General features: G+C 46.1%; 22 protein-coding genes and 1 other annotated feature. Of the genes, 17 read left to right on the top strand and 5 right to left on the bottom strand.

From position 1 onward, the window contains the following. Positions 1–55 precede the first annotated feature (55 nt). The 3 genes from U2H13_RS13010 to U2H13_RS13000 are packed head-to-tail and all read left to right on the top strand — an operon-like array spanning position 56 to position 871. A complete protein-coding gene (locus U2H13_RS13010) occupies positions 56–514 on the top strand; it encodes a PRC-barrel domain-containing protein (RefSeq protein ID WP_017418223.1) in 459 nt (152 codons plus the stop codon). 12 nt (positions 515–526) lie between these two features. Continuing rightward, complete coding sequence (locus U2H13_RS13005) at positions 527–718, top strand: hypothetical protein (protein ID WP_003152738.1); 192 nt, start codon at positions 527–529, stop codon at positions 716–718. A 21-nt stretch (positions 719–739) separates the two neighbouring features. Beyond that, positions 740–871 (top strand): YrzQ family protein, encoded by a 132-nt coding sequence (locus tag U2H13_RS13000; RefSeq protein ID WP_003152741.1) that lies wholly within the window; start codon positions 740–742, stop codon positions 869–871. Between the two features lie 35 nt (positions 872–906). Here the strand turns inward: U2H13_RS13000 and U2H13_RS12995 are convergent, their stop codons facing one another. The 4 genes from U2H13_RS12995 to U2H13_RS12980 are packed head-to-tail and all read right to left on the bottom strand — an operon-like array spanning position 907 to position 3865. Beyond that, positions 907–1563 carry an amino acid ABC transporter permease gene (locus U2H13_RS12995; protein ID WP_015417903.1) on the bottom strand — a complete coding sequence of 219 codons (657 nt, stop codon included), beginning with the start codon at positions 1561–1563 and terminating at the stop codon, positions 907–909. 18 nt (positions 1564–1581) lie between these two features. Further along, positions 1582–2232 (bottom strand): amino acid ABC transporter permease, encoded by a 651-nt coding sequence (locus U2H13_RS12990; protein WP_003152744.1) that lies wholly within the window; start codon positions 2230–2232, stop codon positions 1582–1584. 56 nt (positions 2233–2288) lie between these two features. Beyond that, positions 2289–3116 (bottom strand): transporter substrate-binding domain-containing protein, encoded by an 828-nt coding sequence (locus tag U2H13_RS12985; protein WP_121984354.1) that lies wholly within the window; start codon positions 3114–3116, stop codon positions 2289–2291. Between the two features lie 20 nt (positions 3117–3136). Then, positions 3137–3865 (bottom strand): amino acid ABC transporter ATP-binding protein, encoded by a 729-nt coding sequence (locus tag U2H13_RS12980; protein ID WP_003152746.1) that lies wholly within the window; start codon positions 3863–3865, stop codon positions 3137–3139. A 218-nt stretch (positions 3866–4083) separates the two neighbouring features. Here U2H13_RS12980 and U2H13_RS12975 point away from each other — a divergent pair, with 218 nt between their 5' ends. The 13 genes from U2H13_RS12975 (at position 4084) to U2H13_RS12915 (ending at position 17368) form a co-directional block, all read left to right on the top strand. After that, positions 4084–5145, top strand: coding sequence for an AI-2E family transporter (locus U2H13_RS12975; protein ID WP_014418518.1), 1062 nt, complete (start codon positions 4084–4086; stop codon positions 5143–5145). Positions 5146–5188: 43 nt separating this feature from the next. Beyond that, positions 5189–5396 (top strand) — a binding site (T-box leader). Between the two features lie 80 nt (positions 5397–5476). Then, positions 5477–8113 (top strand): alanine--tRNA ligase, encoded by a 2637-nt coding sequence (alaS, locus tag U2H13_RS12970; RefSeq protein ID WP_121984355.1) that lies wholly within the window; start codon positions 5477–5479, stop codon positions 8111–8113. Between the two features lie 84 nt (positions 8114–8197). Continuing rightward, positions 8198–8464, top strand: a complete 267-nt coding sequence (locus U2H13_RS12965; RefSeq protein WP_003152749.1) for an IreB family regulatory phosphoprotein — start codon at positions 8198–8200, stop codon at positions 8462–8464. An 8-nt stretch (positions 8465–8472) separates the two neighbouring features. Next, positions 8473–8889, top strand: a complete 417-nt coding sequence (ruvX, locus tag U2H13_RS12960) for a Holliday junction resolvase RuvX (RefSeq protein ID WP_003152750.1) — start codon at positions 8473–8475, stop codon at positions 8887–8889. Between the two features lie 12 nt (positions 8890–8901). After that, on the top strand, positions 8902–9183 hold the full coding sequence (locus U2H13_RS12955; RefSeq protein ID WP_003152751.1) for a DUF1292 domain-containing protein: 282 nt from the start codon (positions 8902–8904) through the stop codon (positions 9181–9183). Positions 9184–9293: 110 nt separating this feature from the next. After that, complete coding sequence (mltG, locus tag U2H13_RS12950) at positions 9294–10385, top strand: endolytic transglycosylase MltG (protein WP_121984356.1); 1092 nt, start codon at positions 9294–9296, stop codon at positions 10383–10385. Between the two features lie 151 nt (positions 10386–10536). Then, on the top strand, positions 10537–11190 hold the full coding sequence (locus tag U2H13_RS12945; RefSeq protein WP_003152755.1) for an O-methyltransferase: 654 nt from the start codon (positions 10537–10539) through the stop codon (positions 11188–11190). Positions 11191–11196: 6 nt separating this feature from the next. After that, positions 11197–12126, top strand: coding sequence for a peptidase U32 family protein (locus U2H13_RS12940; RefSeq protein ID WP_233662338.1), 930 nt, complete (start codon positions 11197–11199; stop codon positions 12124–12126). Positions 12127–12143: 17 nt separating this feature from the next. Beyond that, the gene (locus U2H13_RS12935; protein WP_003152759.1) at positions 12144–13412 is read left to right on the top strand and encodes a U32 family peptidase; all 1269 of its coding nucleotides are present in this window, start codon (positions 12144–12146) and stop codon (positions 13410–13412) included. Between the two features lie 6 nt (positions 13413–13418). Next, positions 13419–14054 carry a uridine kinase gene (gene udk, locus U2H13_RS12930; RefSeq protein WP_003152763.1) on the top strand — a complete coding sequence of 212 codons (636 nt, stop codon included), beginning with the start codon at positions 13419–13421 and terminating at the stop codon, positions 14052–14054. A 253-nt stretch (positions 14055–14307) separates the two neighbouring features. Continuing rightward, positions 14308–14781 (top strand): transcription elongation factor GreA, encoded by a 474-nt coding sequence (greA, locus tag U2H13_RS12925; RefSeq protein WP_121984357.1) that lies wholly within the window; start codon positions 14308–14310, stop codon positions 14779–14781. Between the two features lie 52 nt (positions 14782–14833). Then, entirely contained in the window at positions 14834–16588 is a 1755-nt protein-coding gene (locus tag U2H13_RS12920) for a penicillin-binding protein 2 (RefSeq protein WP_121984358.1), read from the top strand. A 63-nt stretch (positions 16589–16651) separates the two neighbouring features. Beyond that, positions 16652–17368 carry a YrrS family protein gene (locus U2H13_RS12915; protein WP_121984359.1) on the top strand — a complete coding sequence of 239 codons (717 nt, stop codon included), beginning with the start codon at positions 16652–16654 and terminating at the stop codon, positions 17366–17368. Positions 17369–17407: 39 nt separating this feature from the next. Here the strand turns inward: U2H13_RS12915 and U2H13_RS12910 are convergent, their stop codons facing one another. Next, the gene (locus U2H13_RS12910; RefSeq protein ID WP_003152771.1) at positions 17408–17611 is read right to left on the bottom strand and encodes a YrzA family protein; all 204 of its coding nucleotides are present in this window, start codon (positions 17609–17611) and stop codon (positions 17408–17410) included. Between the two features lie 183 nt (positions 17612–17794). Here U2H13_RS12910 and U2H13_RS12905 point away from each other — a divergent pair, with 183 nt between their 5' ends. Then, positions 17795–18436, top strand: a complete 642-nt coding sequence (locus tag U2H13_RS12905; protein WP_021494370.1) for a class I SAM-dependent methyltransferase — start codon at positions 17795–17797, stop codon at positions 18434–18436. Positions 18437–18444 lie beyond the last annotated feature (8 nt).

Genomic DNA, 18444 nt, shown 5'->3' with positions numbered 1-18444 from the left:
GCCCGGCTTCTTGGCAAAACCTATACGTGTTCAACAAAAGGTGGTTGATCACACTTTGAGAACATGCCATGCAGCTGAAGGACGAACAGTATATGACGAAAACACCGGGCGCAGTCTCGGAATGATATCGGATGTATGTTTCTCTCTGGACGGCCGGTTTCTCGGTTTCGTGCTGGAGCAGAAACGCTTGTTTCACAACCGCCATCTTTTTTTAGGGGCAAGTGATATAAAAGAGATGGATCAAGAAGCCGTAGCTGCCGGTCATGCTCATTTGCAGCCTTTGCCGAAGAGCTGTTTCACCTTTGAACAGATTAAAATGCAGCCGGTGAAATCGCCTGATGGTGAAATGTTCGGTTTGCTGGAAGATGTATACTTTTGTTTGGACAGGGGCATAATCGTAGCATATGAACTCTCGGACGGCTTCTTTTCAGATCTGGCTGGCAGACGCCAAGTGCGCCGCGCCGCCGATACGCTTATTGAAGCGGGGAAAGAAGGCATCGTCCTGAACGGATAAGAGGTGTAGTCTGTGCTTGTATGTCCGAACTGCAAAAGTAAAGATATCGGCAAAATCGGCGTAAACCAATACTATTGCTGGGGCTGCTTCATTGAGCTGACGGTGGCCAAAGGCAAAATTGCGACACATCAAGTAGAGGAAGACGGCACGTTAAGCAGTCTTGATGATTTGTTTTCTGAAGACGAACGCAGTATCAATTTTTAAAGTTGAAAGGAGATACGCGCGATGGGCAGAACAATGACCTCTCTGTTGGCTTTAGGAGCTGGAGCCGTTATGTATCGTATGGCTTCTCAGTCCGATATGCTGAATAAAAAAGGTATGAAACGGATGAGAAGACGAGTCATGAAAATGTTTTAAGCGGAAAAAAGGATACTTCTCCGGAAGTATCCTTTTTACGTTTGTCTCGCTTCCAGCCGTCTGGCTGCGAGAGACAGGCTGTAATTGACCGCGAAATACATCAGGGCCGCCAGCAGAAAGATCGGGAAAAAATACCCCCCGTCAGCGCTTTGTCCGTTTAAAATCTGCGCGTTATGAATCAGTTCGGGCAGAGCGATGACGACCGCAAGTGACGTATCCTTTAATAAGGAGATAAACTGGCTCACAATCGGAGGAACCATACGCCTGAGCGCCTGCGGCATGACGACGAGAAAAAGAGTCTGCGTGTACGTCAGTCCTGAAGAACGCGCCGCTTCAATCTGTCCTTTGTCAACGGATTGCAAACCGCTTCTGATGATTTCTGACAGCATGGCCGATTCAAAAATCGTCAGCGCCGTGATGGCGGCCGCGGTAATTTCCAGTTTGATCCCGATTTCCGGAAGGGCAAAAAACGTAAAGAAAATGATTAATAACAGCGGCAGGTTGCGGATGGTTTCCACAATGGCCGCTATAATGCCCGAGACGATAGGAATTTTCGCATAGCGCAAAGTGCCGGCGGCAAGCCCGAAAATAAAACTCAGGACAATGGAGATCAGCGCAACATAAAGTGTGACCAAAAAGCCGTCCCATAAAAACAGCAGATGGTCAGGTGTATAGGCGCCGCTAAAATCCATGTTTTTCACTCTCCTTCTCTAATAACTCTTTCCGAGACGTCTTTCCAAATAGTGAACCCCGATGCTGAGCGGGATCGTTAATATCAAATAAAAAAGCGCGACGAAAATATAGACATCAAACACGACAAGAGTGCTCGAGGACACGAGATCCGCCTGATACATCAAATCGAGTCCCGCCACCACTCCGAGTATTGATGAGTTTTTGACAAGGTTGAGAAATTGGTTTCCGAGCGGGGGAATGACGATTTTTACGGCCTGAGGAAGAATGATATATCTCATCGCCTGACTGTAGGTGAAGCCTGACGATCTGGCCGCTTCCATCTGTCCTTTGGGGACAGTCTGAATTCCGGCTCTGATGGCTTCTGCGATAAAGGCGGACGTGTAAATCGTAAGCGCAATCGTTCCCGCCTGAAAGCCGTCCAGTCTCAGCCCGGCGTTCGGAAGTCCGAAATAAAAAACGAATGTGATGAGGAGAAGCGGGATGTTCCGGATAAATTCCACATATGCAGTGCCGATCCATTGAAGGGGTTTGAAAGCCGTGATTCTCATGACTGCGATCAGAACGCCCAGCGCAAAGCTGCCTGCCAGCGCGATGAAGCTCGCAAGCAATGTGTGCAGGAAACCGTCCATATACATATCGAAGTTTTCCGTTAAAATTGAAAAGTTCATCTATGTCACTCCTTATAAAACGGGGATGAGCATGCATGCTCATCCCGCGGTCCGTCCTATTTTGCCGGTTCTTCTTTTATCCATTTTTTATAGATTTTTTCGTACCTGCCGTCGGCTTTCATTTTTTTCAAAGAGGCGTTGATTTTTTTGACAAGGCCGGATTGGCCTTTTTTGACGGCGATTCCGTAAGGTTCATCGGTGAAGGTTTCGCCCGTCAGCTGATATTGTTTATTTTCATCCGCCATGCCGTATAAAATCGCATTATCGGTTGTGAGCGCATCTCCCTGTCCCGCTTTAAGCGCAGTGAACGCTTCGGCGTAATTTTCAAATTCCAGCACTGAGGCGTCAGGCGCTTTTTCTCTGATGTTCTGTGAGGAAGTGGAGCCTTTTACCGCCAATACTTTTGAGCCTTTTCCCAGGTCTTCGGTGCTTTTGATGCTGCTTCCTTTTTTGACGAGCAGGGATTGCCCGGCTTCAAAATAAACATCTGAGAAATCAACTTCTTTTTTCCGCTCATCCGTTATCGTCATCGTGGCGGTGATGGCGTCGATATCGCCGTTTTGCAGCATCGGAATCCTTGTTTTTGACGTCACTTCTTTAAATTCCGCTTTCTTCTCATCCCCCAGAATATCTTTTGCGAGCTGTTTTGAGATATCAATATCGAAGCCTTCAATATCACCGGAGCTTGGGTTTTTCAGCCCGAATAACCTCGTATCGGTTTTGACGCCGAAGATGATTTTGTCTCTGTCTTTAATAGAGGCTAACGTGTCTTTTCCCGTTCCTTTTGAATCCCCGGACGTTTCTTTCCCTCCGCAGGCTGCCAGCATAAAGACGGCCAGCAGTGATATCAATCCGAATGACAACCATTTTGTTGCGCGTGACATAAGCGCTCCTCCGTTTCTTTTCAGTGATTTAAAATACGGCTTAAGAATAAACGCGCCCTCTCTTCACGGGGGCTTTCGTAAAATTCAGCCGGTGCAGCTTCTTCTAAGATGGATCCGCCGTCGATAAACACGATGCGGTCCGCCACTTCTTTTGCGAATCCCATTTCATGTGTGACGACTGCCATGGTCATGCCTTCCTTTGCGAGTGTTTTCATGACATCCAGCACCTCCCCGATCATTTCCGGATCAAGCGCGGATGTGGGTTCATCAAACAGCATAATTTCGGGCTTCATCGCAAGCCCCCTGGCGATGGCGACACGCTGCTGCTGGCCGCCGGAAAGCTGTGAAGGATAAGCGTCCGCTTTGTCCGGTATACCGACTTTTTTCAAATAGTATAAAGCCGTTTCCTTTGCTTCTTCTTTTGATTGCTTGAGCACTTTGATCGGTGCGAGCATGATATTTTGCAGAACGGTTTTGTGCGGGTACAGATGAAAATGCTGAAACACCATGCCGATATTCCGGCGGACCTGATTGATATCCGTTTTCTTGTCACGGATGGAGACGCCGTTTACCGTTAAGGCGCCTCCATCAACTGTTTCCAGCTGATTAATGCAGCGGAGAAGCGTGCTTTTTCCCGATCCTGAAGGTCCGATGATAACGACGACTTCCCCTTTTTTAATGTGCAGATTAATGTTTTTCAGCACGTGGAAATGTCCGTAGTGCTTATTTACATCCTGAAATGAAATCATGGCCATCCTCCTTAAAAAACATGAGTCATATTGACTGGACAGTTTTGAAATCCTTTAACACATTACGATGGTTATACAGACTTTTATGAATATTATTTAGATTATTTCGTAATTTCTGATAATTATTTCCGTCAAGAGGTCTGCGTCATAAGGCGTAGTTTATGAAACGGGAATAATTCCGGCTTTCTGTCAAAAGATAAAGCAAGAGGTGAAACGTCATGCTTCAAAAACCGCTGCAGCTCTTAATGTGGACGGCTGTATGTCTGCTCGTTTTGTTAACAGTGTATGTCTTTTGCATGCTCGATATGTTATGGTCTCCCATTTGGCTTGTTATAAAATCTCTCTTTATTCCTATATTCATCGCAGTATTTATTGCTTATCTTTTACTTCCGATTACTGAATGGCTTCATAGAAAAGGGATGCCTAGAACTTTAAGCCTGCTTCTGATTTATTGCCTGTTTTTCGGCGGAATCGGCTGGGGGGTTTATAAAGGGGTTCCTGTTTTAATTGAACAGCTGCAGGATCTGTCTGAGAGCATTCCCGGTCTTGCCAAAAACTACAACAGCATGCTGACGCATCTGCATAATCACACGGATCATTGGCCTGACGGCATGCACCATCGGATGGACAAAATGATTCAGCAGACAGAAACGTTTCTTGCCGGCACGATTGAAAGCACGATCAGAAGCATCCGTTTCGTGCTTGATTATATCCTGATCGCGGCGACGATTCCTTTTCTCGTGTTCTATATGGTGAAGGATATAGACGTCATGAAAAAGACAGTCTGGTATTTGACGCCGAAGTCCTGGAGAAAAAGGGGGAGTGAATTTCTGCGGGATGTGGACGACTCTCTCGGTGATTACATCCGCGGTCAGCTTCTCGTTTGTTTTTTGCTCGGGTTAATAGCCGGCGTTTCATTTTGGCTGTTCGGGCTTCCTTACCCGCTGATTTTGGGCCTTGCCATCGGGATTACGAATGTCATCCCGTATTTCGGTCCGTTTATCGGCGCTGTACCGGCGCTGCTCCTTTCGCTGGCGATTTCTGCTAAAGCTGTGATCATCGTAATCGTCACGATTTTTATTCTGCAATTTATAGAAGGAAACATTTTGAGCCCGCTTATTGTCGGGCGCAGTCTCAGAATGCACCCCATCGTGATCATGCTGGCGCTCCTTGCCGGAGGAGAACTCGCGGGCATTCCCGGCATGATTCTTGCTGTTCCGGCGGCAGCTGTTTTAAAAGTGACGGCCATTCACTTTTTGCGGATCAGGACGGAACATTGACATTCGGGTTCTGCTTGTCTATAATTTCGAGTAGAATACATACGAATCTCGAGTGACGGATATGAGTACGCCGAAGCCCTGTTTAAGAGAGAAGCTCCGATACGCTGAAAGGAGCTTCAGCAGAAGATCGGCCGAAGCTAATCCTGAGTGCAGTTAAAGGCTGCCGCAGTCCTGCGTTACGGGATGAAAGGTGACAGGCCTTTTTCGGCCTGTAATCAGGGTGGTACCGCGAGACAGCTCTCGTCCCTGTGTGAACGCATGGTTTGCATAGGGAGAGAGCTTTTTTGCTGTCGCAAAAGAGAATTTCGGGTAGTGATAAGGAGGAATATAGATGAAACACTTAACTTCTGCTGAAGTGCGTCAAATGTTTTTAGATTTCTTTAAAGAAAAAGGCCATGCCGTTGAACCGAGCGCCTCATTGGTTCCGCATGAAGATCCGTCTTTATTATGGATCAACAGCGGCGTTGCGACGCTGAAAAAATACTTTGACGGCCGCGTTGTGCCGGAGAATCCGAGAATTGTAAACGCGCAAAAATCAATCCGCACAAATGATATTGAAAATGTGGGGAAAACGGCGCGCCACCACACGTTCTTTGAGATGCTCGGAAACTTTTCCATCGGTGATTATTTTAAAGAAGAAGCCATCACGTGGGCATGGGAGTTTTTAACGAGCGAAAAGTGGATCGGCTTTGATCCGGAGCTGCTGTCTGTAACGGTTCACCCTGAGGATGAAGAAGCTTATACGCTATGGGCGGAAAAAATCGGCGTTCCGGAAGAAAGAATCATCCGTCTGGAAGGGAACTTCTGGGATATCGGCGAAGGCCCGAGCGGACCGAATACGGAAATTTTCTATGACCGCGGCGAGAAATACGGCAATGACCCGTCAGATTCTGAATTGTATCCGGGCGGCGAAAATGACCGCTATCTTGAAGTGTGGAACCTGGTATTCTCAGAGTTCAACCACAACCCGGACGGCACGTACACACCGCTTCCGAAGAAAAACATTGATACGGGCATGGGGCTTGAACGGATGGTCTCCGTGATTCAGGACGTCCCGACAAACTTTGACACTGATTTGTTTATGCCGATTATTGAAGCGACAGAGCGCATTTCCGGAGATGTTTACGGAAAGGACGCAGTGAAGGATACGGCCTTTAAAGTGATCGCCGATCATATCAGAACGGTCGCATTTGCGGTAAGCGACGGAGCTCTGCCGTCAAATGAAGGGCGCGGGTATGTACTGAGACGCCTCTTGCGCCGGGCTGTGCGATACGCGAAAACCATCGGTATCAGCCGTCCGTTTATGTATGAGCTGGTACCGACTGTTGCAGGAATTATGGACGCTTTCTATCCGGAGGTGAAAGAAAAGCAAGAGTTTATCGCCAAAGTCATCAAAACGGAGGAAGAGCGCTTCCACGAAACATTAAACGAAGGTCTGGCCATTTTATCCGACGTGATAAAGAAAGAGAAGGAAAAAGGCAGCGGCATCATCTCCGGAAAAGACGTATTCAAACTGTACGATACGTACGGATTCCCGGTTGAATTAACGGAGGAATACGCGGAAGATGAGCAAATGAAAGTTGACCATAAAGGCTTTGAAGCCGAAATGGAAAAACAGCGTGAACGGGCGAGAAATGCGCGCCAAGATGTAGGAAGCATGCAGGTGCAGGGCGGCGCATTGCGCGACATTACCGCAGAAAGCACATTTGTCGGCTACAGTGCCGTAAAAGCTGAAGCGAAGGTGATCGAGCTTCTTCATGACGGGCAATTAATCAGTGAGGCGCATGAAGGGGATACCGTCCAAATCCTTCTTGACAAAACGCCTTTCTACGCTGAAAGCGGCGGACAGATCGGTGACAGAGGAGTGCTGAGAAGCGAGCAGGCTGTCGTAATCATTAAAGACGTGAAAAAAGCTCCGAACGGTCAGCATGTACACGAAGGCACGGTGGATAGCGGCACGATTCAAAAAGGCGCAAGCGTGACGGCTGAAGTGGAAGATCAAATGAGAAGCGGCGTGGTGAAAAACCATACGGCTACCCACCTTCTGCACCAGGCGCTGAAAGACGTTCTCGGCACACATGTCAACCAAGCGGGGTCACTCGTTACCGAAAACCGTCTGCGTTTTGACTTCTCTCATTTCGGTCAAGTGACGAAAGAAGAACTTGAACGCATTGAAGAAATCGTCAACGAAAAAATCTGGGAGAGCATTCCGGTAGCGATTGATTTGAAACCGATCAATGAAGCAAAAGAAATGGGCGCGATGGCCCTGTTCGGCGAGAAATACGGCGATATCGTCCGCGTCGTACAAGTCGGAGATTACAGCCTTGAGCTTTGCGGCGGATGCCATGTCACGAATACGGCTGAAATCGGTCTGTTTAAAATCGTATCCGAATCAGGGATCGGCGCAGGTACGCGAAGAATCGAAGCCGTAACAGGAAAAGGCGCTTATCAGGAAATGAACAGCCAGCTCAGCCTTCTGCAGCACGCTGCGGACGAGCTGAAATCAAACGTAAAAGACGTACCGAAGCGAATTCAGTCTCTTCAAGCGGAGCTGAAGGAAGCGCAAAGAGAAAATGAATCATTGCTCAGCAAACTCGGCAATGTGGAAGCCGGAGCCATTCTGTCTAAAGTAAAAGACATCGGCGGCGTAAAAGTGCTGGCTGAAAAAGTAAATGCGAAAGACATGAACCACCTTCGCACTATGGTGGATGATCTGAAAGCGAAGCTCGGTTCTGCGGTCATCATTCTCGGCGCCGTGCAAAATGAGAAAGTCAACCTTTCAGCAGGCGTGACGAAAGACCTGATCGAAAAAGGCCTTCATGCCGGCAAAATGGTCAAACAAGCGGCTGAAGTCTGCGGAGGCGGAGGCGGAGGACGTCCGGACATGGCGCAGGCCGGCGGAAAGCAGCCTGAAAAATTGGAAGAGGCGCTCGCATCTGCGGAAGATTGGATAAAATCCGTTTTATAATCCTTTCAACTAGTGTAGAATGATGATAAGATGAGGACCTCAGGCTGAACTTTGCCTGCGAATTTGGGAAAGAGGTGCAAAACGGTGAGCTCGTTTGATAAAACGATGAAATTTAATTTCTCCGATGATTCTGCTGAAACAAACGTCGAAGAAGTGCTGATTACGGTATATGATGCGCTTCAGGAAAAGGGGTACAATCCTATCAACCAGATTGTCGGATACTTGCTGTCTGGAGATCCTGCATACATTCCTAGGCATCGCGACGCCCGGAACTTAATTCGCAAACTGGAACGTGACGAATTAATCGAGGAATTGGTAAAATCCTATCTAGAACAGCATAAAGAGGCGTAAATACATTCATGAGAATATTGGGACTTGATCTTGGAACGAAAACACTCGGCGTAGCTTTAAGCGATGAAATGGGCTGGACCGCTCAAGGCATTGAGACGATAAAAATAAACGAGGCTGAAGGAGATTACGGTCTGGACCGTTTATCCGAGCTGATGAAAGACTATAATGTAGAGAAGATCGTGCTCGGTTTTCCGAAAAACATGAACGGGACGATCGGTCCAAGAGGCGAAGCCAGCCAAACATTTGCGAAACTGCTTGAAACAGCGTACAATGTCCCTGTTGTGCTGTGGGACGAGCGTCTGACGACGATGGCGGCTGAAAAAATGCTGATCGCGGCTGACGTCAGCAGGCAAAAACGAAAAAAAGTCATTGATAAAATGGCGGCTGTCATGATCCTTCAAGGATATCTGGACAGTTTAAACTAAGAGGTGAAAGAAATGGAACACGGCGAAAAACACATTACAATTGTCGATGATCAAGGAAACGAACAGCTTTGCGAAGTGCTGTTCACATTTGAAAACGACACATTCAACAAATCTTACGTACTTTATTATCCGATTGATGCTCAAGACGATGATGAAATCGAAATTCACGCTTCAAGCTTCGAACCGAACGAAAACGGTGAAGACGGCGAACTGATGCCGATTGAAACCGATGAAGAGTGGGAAATGATCGAAGAAACGCTGAACACGTTTTTAGCGGAAGAAGACGAAGAATAAAATGAACGGAAAAAGCCGGAGCGCATATGCGCTTCGGCTTTTTTTTGTAATAAATTGCCGAATGCACATGAATCATGTAGTATAAGAGCTGTTGGGAGGAAAATACTTGTATGAATATCAATCAGACTAAAAATTCATTTCCGCGTAAAAACAAAAAAACGACGATAATACTGTCCTCCGTGATCGCTCTGCTTATCATCATTGGCGGTGCTTTTTTCTATGGAAAATCTCTGCTGTCCCCGGTTGACAAAGGCAGCAAAACGGCAGTCAATATTAATATTCCGAGCGGTTCTTCCGTTTCGGCAATCGCTGAAATTCTTGAGGATCAGCATGTCATCAAAAGCAAAAAAGCATTTCAGCTGTATGTAAAGTATAAAGGCGCTTCCGGGTTTCAGGCGGGATTTTACCACCTGAATAAAGGAATGGATGCGGATGCGATTATCAAAAAACTGACCGCGGGATCAACGGGATATGCCTTTCAGATCTCCGTTCCTGAAGGAAAACAGCTTACGCAGATTGCGGATGCGATCGCAAAAGAAACATCATATTCAAAAGAAGAGATCATGGCGAAACTGGATGACAAAACATTCATCGGCAAACTGAAAAAACAGTTTCCTGATACGATAACGGACGCGCTTTCAAACAAGAAGCTCAAGCATCCGCTCGAAGGCTATCTGTATCCGGCCACATATCCGTTTAATGATCCGGATGCATCGCTTGACACGATTTTGACGGCAATGGTTCAGGAAACAAACACCCGTATCGAAACGTATAAATCTGAACTGAAAAAAAAGAAACTTTCCGTCCATAACGCGCTGACAATGGCATCACTTATTGAAGAAGAAGCCACCGCCAAAGCCGACCGTCACAAAATCGCCAGCGTTTTTTACAACAGGCTCGAAGAAAAAATGCCGCTGCAGACTGACCCGACGGTATTATATGCGGCCGGTAAGCATAAAAGCCGGATCTACTACAAAGACCTGAAAATTGATTCTCCGTTTAATACGTATAAACATAAGGGGCTGCCGCCGGGACCGATTGCAAATGCCGGTGATTCATCATGGGAAGCGGCTCTCCGCCCTGATAAAACGGATTATCTCTATTTCCTTGCAAAATCAAACGGCGAGGTTGTTTTCACCAAAACATTAAAAGACCATAATAAAGCGAAGGAAAAGTATATTTCCAAAAAAGACAGCGAATAAAAGGAGGGCAAAAGCTCTCCTTTTATTCCATTCTGAAAGGTTTTATGATAAAATATATCGGGTTGTTTACTTATGGATAAAGAAGTGTCTTAAGAGAGTGTCCCCGCGGATTCGTCAGGGGCACTCCTTTTTAGAACGGAGGCTGTTTGCCGTGAATGATCGGTATGAACAAATAAACGAGTATATAAACGCGATGCTGAAGCCTCGGCCTGATAAAGTGAAAAAGCTTGAAGCCTATGCAAAAGAGCACCATGTTCCGATTATGGAAGAAGCGGGCATTGAAGTGCTGCTTCAAATGCTGTCGATTCAACAGGCGAAAAACATTTTGGAAATCGGCGCGGCAATCGGATATTCCGCCATACGGATGGCGCTTGAGCTTCCGGATGCGAATATTTACACGATTGAACGGGACGACAAACGCTATGAAGAAGCTGTGAACAATATAAAAGACTTTGAAATGGAAAAACGGATTCACGTAATGCACGGGGATGCGCTGGAACTTTCTGAGTCTGTCCGTGTCACGGCTCCTTATGATGCCATTTTTATCGACGCGGCCAAAGGCCAGTACACGAACTTTTTTGAGCTCTATGAACCGATGCTTGCGCCGGATGGAGTCATTTTTACGGACAATGTTCTGTTTAAAGGACTGGTGGCACAAAATCACTCGGACATTGAGCCGAAAAGAAGACGGAAGCTTGTTGAAAAAATTGATCAATATAACCAATGGCTGATGAACCGGCCTGACTATCAAACGGTCATACTGCCGGTCGGAGACGGCATCGCCATCAGTAAAAAGAAGAGGTGAATGATCATGAGAAAACCTGAACTTTTGGTGACTCCGACTTCTGTACAGGATATTCTTCCGCTCATTCAAGCGGGCGCAACGGCCCTGTTAGTCGGAGAACAGAGATACGGCCTGAGACTGGCCGGTGAATTTTCAAGAGAAGATATAAAAGAAGCCGTAAAGACAGCTCATCAGGAAGGCGCGAAAGTGTATGCCGCCGTCAATGCTATTTTTCACAACGAAAAAGTGGACGAGCTGAACGGCTATCTTGCCTTTTTGCAGGAGGCCGGCGTTGATGCGGCTGTTTTCGGTGATCCGGCCGTTTTAATGGCGGCGCGTGAAGCGGCTCCCGAGCTTAAACTGCACTGGAGCACGGAAACAACGGGAACCAACTACTATTCCTGCAATTACTGGGGACGCAAAGGCGCACGGCGGGCAGTGCTGGCTAAAGAATTAAATATGGACAGCATCATTGACATAAAAGAAAACGCCGAAGTGGAAATTGAAATTCAAATCCACGGCATGACGTGCATGTTCCAATCGAAGCGTTCACTAGTGGGCCATTACTTCGAATACCAGGGAAAAGTCATGGACATCGAACAGAAGAAAAAAGAAGCGGGAATGTTTCTGCATGACAAGGAACGGGGCAATAAATACCCGATTTTTGAAGATGAAAACGGCACGCATATCATGAGCCCGAACGATGTGTGCATGATTGATGAATTAGAGGACCTGATGGACGCCGGCATCGATTCTTTCAAAATCGACGGAGTTTTGAAGTCTCCTGAATACTTAACTGAAGTGACCCGCATGTACAGAGAAGCAATCGATCTGTGCTTCGAAAGCCGAGAGACATACGAAGAGAAAAAAGAGAGCTGGATAGAGCGGATTGAAAGCATTCAGCCTGTGAACAGAAGCATCGACACAGGATTCTTCTTTAAAGAAACGGTCTATTAAAAAGGAGGGTGCAACGGATGACAGCCGTAAATCAAACCATTTCCAAAGTCGTAAACGGAAAACGCGTCATTACGAAAAAACCTGAACTCCTTGCTCCGGCAGGAAACCTTGAAAAATTAAAAATTGCCGTTCATTACGGAGCGGACGCGGTTTTTATCGGAGGACAGGAATACGGACTCCGCTCAAATGCGGATAACTTCTCAATAGAAGAAATCGCAGAGGGCGTAGAATTTGCCAAAAAATACGGGGCAAAAATATATGTGACAACAAACATTTTCGCCCATAATGAAAATATGGACGGTCTGGAAGAATACTTAAAAGCGTTGGGAGACGCAAAAGTTGCCGGAATTATCGTCGCTGATCCGCTGATTATTGAAACATGCCGGAGAGTGGCCCCGGACGTAGAAATTCACCTCAGCACACAGCAGTCCCTTTCAAACTGGAAAGCGGTGCAGTTCTGGAAAGAAGAAGGGCTTGACCGCGTGGTGCTTGCCCGTGAAACGAGCGGACTGGAAATTAAAGAAATGAAGGAAAAGGTGGATATTGAAATCGAAACCTTTATCCACGGCGCCATGTGTATCGCTTATTCAGGACGATGCGTGCTGAGCAATCACATGACAGCCCGGGATTCCAACCGCGGCGGCTGCTGTCAGTCCTGCCGCTGGGATTATGACCTGTATCAGACAGACGGTGCAAACGCGGTCGCGCTTTATGACGAAGAAGACGCTCCGTTTGCGATGAGCCCGAAAGATTTAAAATTGATTGAATCCATTCCGCAAATGATCGAGATGGGTATCGACAGCCTGAAAATTGAAGGCCGGATGAAATCGATTCATTACGTTGCGACGGTTGTCAGCGTGTATCGTAAAGTCATCGACGCATACTGCGCTGATCCTGAAAACTTTGTCATTCAAAAAGAATGGCTGGATGAGCTGGACAAATGTGCAAACCGGGATACCGCGCCTGCTTTCTTTGAAGGCACGCCCGGGTATGAAGAGCAGATGTTCGGCGAACACGGAAAGAAAACAACATTTGATTTTGCCGGTCTCGTGCTCGCGTATAACGAGGAAACTCAAATGGTGACGCTCCAGCAGCGCAATTTCTTTAAACAAGGTGACGAAGTGGAATTTTTCGGTCCTGAAATCGACAATTTCACATTCACAATCGGCACTATTTGGGACGAAGACGGAAACGAGCTTGATGCTGCCCGCCATCCCCTGCAAATCGTTACATTTAAAGTAGACAAAAAGATTTATCCGAGCAACATGATGAGAAAGGGGAAGTAATCACCAATGGGTAAGAGTCCTGTAGTTATAGGCATCGCAGGAGGTTCCGGATCAGGAAAAACAAGCGTCACCCGTTCCATATATGAACAGTTTAAAGGACACTCGATTTTAATGATCCAGCAAGACCTTTATTATAAAGACCAAAGCCATCTTCCGTTTGAAGAAAGGCTGAACACAAACTATGATCACCCGCTCGCATTTGATAATGACTATTTAATCGAGCATATTCAAGAGCTTTTGAATTACCGGCCGATAGAAAAGCCGATTTATGATTATAAACTGCATACGCGTTCTGAGGAAACCATTCCGGTTGAGCCGAAGGATGTCATTATTCTGGAAGGCATTCTCGTTCTCGAAGATAAAAGACTTCGCGACCTCATGGATATGAAACTTTATGTCGACACGGACGCGGATCTCCGTATCATCAGACGGATTATGAGAGATATTAACGAAAGAGGCCGTTCAATCGATTCTGTCATTGAGCAGTATGTGTCCGTCGTCAGACCGATGCACAATCAGTTTGTTGAACCGACGAAACGCTACGCGGACATCATTATTCCGGAAGGCGGACAAAACCACGTCGCAATTGATCTGATGGTCACGAAGATTCAAACGATCCTTGAACAAAATGCAATTTTGTAATACCATAGCATAGACATAAATAACTCAGACCATATTATGTATAGGCTGGAAGGGAATGAGACAGTTCCCTTCTTTCCCTGTTTATAAACCGAAACATTTGCAGAAAACACACATTCAGTTTAAGATAAACAGTACCTATATGGGAGAGAAGAACGAGGACTGCCCTGTGTTCTCATTCTTGATTTTTTCGTTTATGCTCTCATACATAATCACACGTTATTGTTGAGGGACAACCACCAAGGAGTGAAGGAACATGGCACAAGAAAAAGTTTTTCCGATGACTCACGAAGGAAAACAAAAACTTGAACAAGAATTAGAGCAATTGAAAACGGTTAAACGTAAAGAAGTAGTAGAACGCATTAAAATCGCAAGAGGCTTCGGAGATCTGTCAGAGAACTCTGAGTATGATTCCGCAAAAGAAGAACAGGCATTTGTGGAAGGGCGCATCACGACGCTTGAAAACATGATCCGCAATGCGAAAATCATCGAGGATGACGGCGGTTCAAATGTAGTCGGTTTGGGAAAAACCGTATCATTCATCGAATTGCCGGACGGTGAAGAAGAATCTTACACGATTGTCGGAAGCGCTGAAGCTGATCCGTTTGAAGGAAAAATCTCAAACGACTCGCCAATCGCAAAAAGCCTGCTCGGCAGAAAAGTGGACGAAGAAGTGACAGTTCAGACGCCGGGCGGAGAAATGCTCGTGAAAATTGTGAAAATTTCATAAGATCCGTTTAACAAAGAAACACCTCGTCCAAAATGTGGATGAGGTGTTTTTTATGATCGTATCAAAAAGGCTGAAAACGGCCGTGATTTGTTTTCTGCTCGTGTTTTTCTTTCTGCTTGCAAGGCTGGCTGAAATTCAGCTTTTTTTTACAGAATCTTTTTCAAAATCCAATATTAATCTGATTCAGGAAAGCGTCAAGCAGCGGACGGAAGAAGTCCTTATTTCAGACGGCCGCGGCTCTTTTCTTGATCGGAACGGCAAAGAGCTGACCGGAAAAAAGCAGCCTGCCGTCATACTGTTTCCCTTTCTCGTGACGCAGGATTGGCCGGTTGAACGGGTATCAGACATTCTCGGAATGAAACAGGGGGAGCTCAGGCAGCTGCTCACGGAAGCAAAAAAACCGGTGATCCTGAACAGCAGAAAAATAAAACATTTGACGAAACAATCCGTGGCAAATATCAATTCTTTGAAATATCCCGGCATTTACGGCGTATATATGAAAGACAGCAAAGAAACAAACATAGCCGCTCATCTGTTGGGCGCGACAAACCAGGACCCTGAGCTTTTGAAAAAGAAATACCCCGGGAGGAAGGAACTGCCGATCACGGCAAAAATCGGGACAAGCGGGATGGAGCGGACGTTTGATGAGTTTTTACTGGCGGATCAGGATACAAAACTTTTGTATCATGTCGACGGAAGGGGAAACCCTTTATTCGGAATGGACGTCAAATATACGGCTGAAGCAAACGCGTTTTATCCGCTGCAAGTCAAAACCTCCATCGACCGCAATATTCAAGAAGCAATGGAAGATGTATTGAAAGACCGCGGGTTAAAAAAGGGGGGAGCCGTCCTTTTAGACATTGAAAAAAGCAGTGTGCTCGGAATGGTATCAAAGCCTGACGCCGACATGTCAAAGCAGCAGACACTGCAAAATTACATGCTGACGCCGATTTATCCGGGATCAGTGTTTAAAACGGTGATCGCCGCAGCCGCAATAGAACAAAACGAAGTGAAGCCGGGCACATCCTTTAACTGCAATCTCAACCTGTACGGAGAGCCGGGGGATGACAAAGGCACGCTCAGTTTTGGAGAAAGCTTTGCCCAAAGCTGCAATTATACGTTTACAAGTCTTGCGGAAAAATTGATCAAAAAAGATGATTCCGTTATTGAAAACATGGCGGAAAAACTAGGTCTCACCCAGCGGGCGGGCTGGGAAGGCAAGCTGTACCGGGAAGACGGATTCAGGCAGCTGTATAATGAAAAAAGCGGGGTCATTTGGGGAGATGACAAAGACAAAACCGTAAAAAAAGCCGTCGCACAGACGGCGATCGGGCAAAAAAACGTGAAAGTCACGCCTCTTGAAGTCGCCAATATGATGGCGGCGATCGCGCGCGGCGGTGAAAAGAAACAAGTCAAAATCGCGGACAAAATTGAATACAAAAACAAAACGACGATGGCGTCATTCAAAGATCAGCCGTTAAAAGGGGAAAACATCGACAAATATACGGCGCAGCAGCTTCAAAAAATTCTCAGAGAAGTCGTCACCTCACCGAAAGGAACCGGCCGAAGGTTTCAGGATCTGCCGTATGAGATAGCAGGCAAATCGGGAACGGCCCAGACGGGAATGTTTACAAAAGAAAAACAGACGCTTTACCACAAATGGTTTGCGGGATACTTTCCCGCGGATAAGCCGAAATACGCTCTCGTGGTGCTGCACATGGACACGCCGGGGGATAAGGCTCTGACAAATACAGTGTTTTATGATATTGTTAAAAAGGTACATGAAAATGAAACAAATCAGACATAGAACAACCGCTCAGCCCATGTTAAAATATATGCTGAGCAAGAGGGATAAAGGAGTGCAGAATGATTGAGCAATAAACAATCTCGTTTTGAAAACCGTGATAAGCGCAGAAAAGCAAATATGGTGCTTAACATTTTAATTGCTATCGTATCTATTCTCATTGTCGTCGTTGCAGTCAGCCTCTTCATCAACAGTCCGTCGAGCGACGTGAGCGAAAAAGCGGACACGAGCCAGAAGCAGGAAACACCTGCATCAGGCAAGACGAAGCAGACATCCGATGAAGACATAAAAGACAGCAAAAAAGATAAGGCATCAGACGATGACAAAAAAGATAAACAGGATAAGGACACATCTGATTCATCTTCAGACTCTGACAGCAAAAAAGACGATGATTCATCGAAAAGTGATGACAGCAGCAAAAATGACTCTGATTCAAGCGATCCTTTTAAAGGAGCAAAAATAACAGAGGGCGGCTCATCAAGCGAAGTCGAGAAAACAATTGTTAACCCAAAATGGAAAGCGGTCGGCACAAAGCAGACGGGAGAACATGCGGCGACGTATGACTCAAGCTCTGAAGACTGGTCCGAAATGCTTGACGCCATCTCTTACGCAACAGGCGTGTCAAAAGATCACATGACAGTGCTGTGGCTCGGAAACAATGGAAGCCCGCAAGATGCGAAGGGTAAAGTTTTAGACAAAACGAACGGCAAAAAGTATCAGGTCACCATCACTTGGAAAGACAAAAAAGGCTGGAAGCCGACAAAAGTAGAAACCTTAAAATAACCGCAAAAAAGCAGCTGAGTAATCAGCTGCTTTTTTCTGTCATACGTCAGCTGAAAAATGCACCGACGCACTGTAAAGGATTCTGCCGTCAACGGCCGTCACCTGATGGGATACGGAACGGACGCGAAGCATAATCGCCTGGTTGTTTTCAATCTGAACGTTTATTTTCTTTTCAAGCTCCTGCAAAGATGCCGCTTCGAAAAATTCTACTTTATCTTTGATTAAATCCAATTGAAAATTCATCAGTACAGATCCTCCTGATTTTTCTTCTGAGTCAATGAAAGTATAAGCCTTTCTGCCGTAATTGCGCAATAATCCCAAAGTATTTTAGTACCCTTCCATTCTTTTTTGTGATAGGATAGGAACTGTTCCACGATTAATCCATACTATACTCATAGGAATTATAAATTATGGAGAGTGAAAAATATGGGCCGTGAATTTATTCCTTTATTTGAAGATTGGGCAGCGACTTATGACGCCACAGTGCACGGGGCTGACAAACAATATGCTGCTGTTTTTAAAGGATATGACAACATTCTTGACAGCATTGTCGCACTTTCAGGTTCAAACGTTTTAGAGTTCGGACCGGGAACGGGGAATTTAACGGCGAAATTAGCCGCCGCGAACAAAAAGGTGTTTGGTGTAGAACCGTCTCCGTCAATGAGAAAACTGGCGGCTGACAAGCTTTCTGACAAAGCCGTGTTCAGTGACGGAGATTTTCTGGAGTTTCCCGCTCCGCCTTTTCAAATAGATACCATCGTCAGCTCGTACGCCTTTCATCATTTAACCGATGAAGAAAAGCGAACGGCTGTAAAGCAGTATGGCGCAATCCTTCAGAAGCATGATAAAATAGTGTTTGCCGATACTGTCTTTAAAGATCATGAAGCTTATGATGAAGCCATTCAAAAAGCAAGCCGAAAGGGCTATCATCAATTAGCGGACGATTTAAAGACGGAACATTATCCGACACTCGCGACAATGAAAAACATCTTTTCAGAAGAGGGATTTGCCGCGCGGTTTACGCAGCAAAATGACTTTGTCTGGATAATGGAGGCGATTAAACGGTAAATCGAAGG

It is taken from the genome of Bacillus sp. A1 (assembly GCF_042296235.1).
GTDB lineage: Bacteria > Bacillota > Bacilli > Bacillales > Bacillaceae > Bacillus > Bacillus velezensis.
This window is presented reverse-complemented; position numbering and strand designations above follow the sequence as displayed.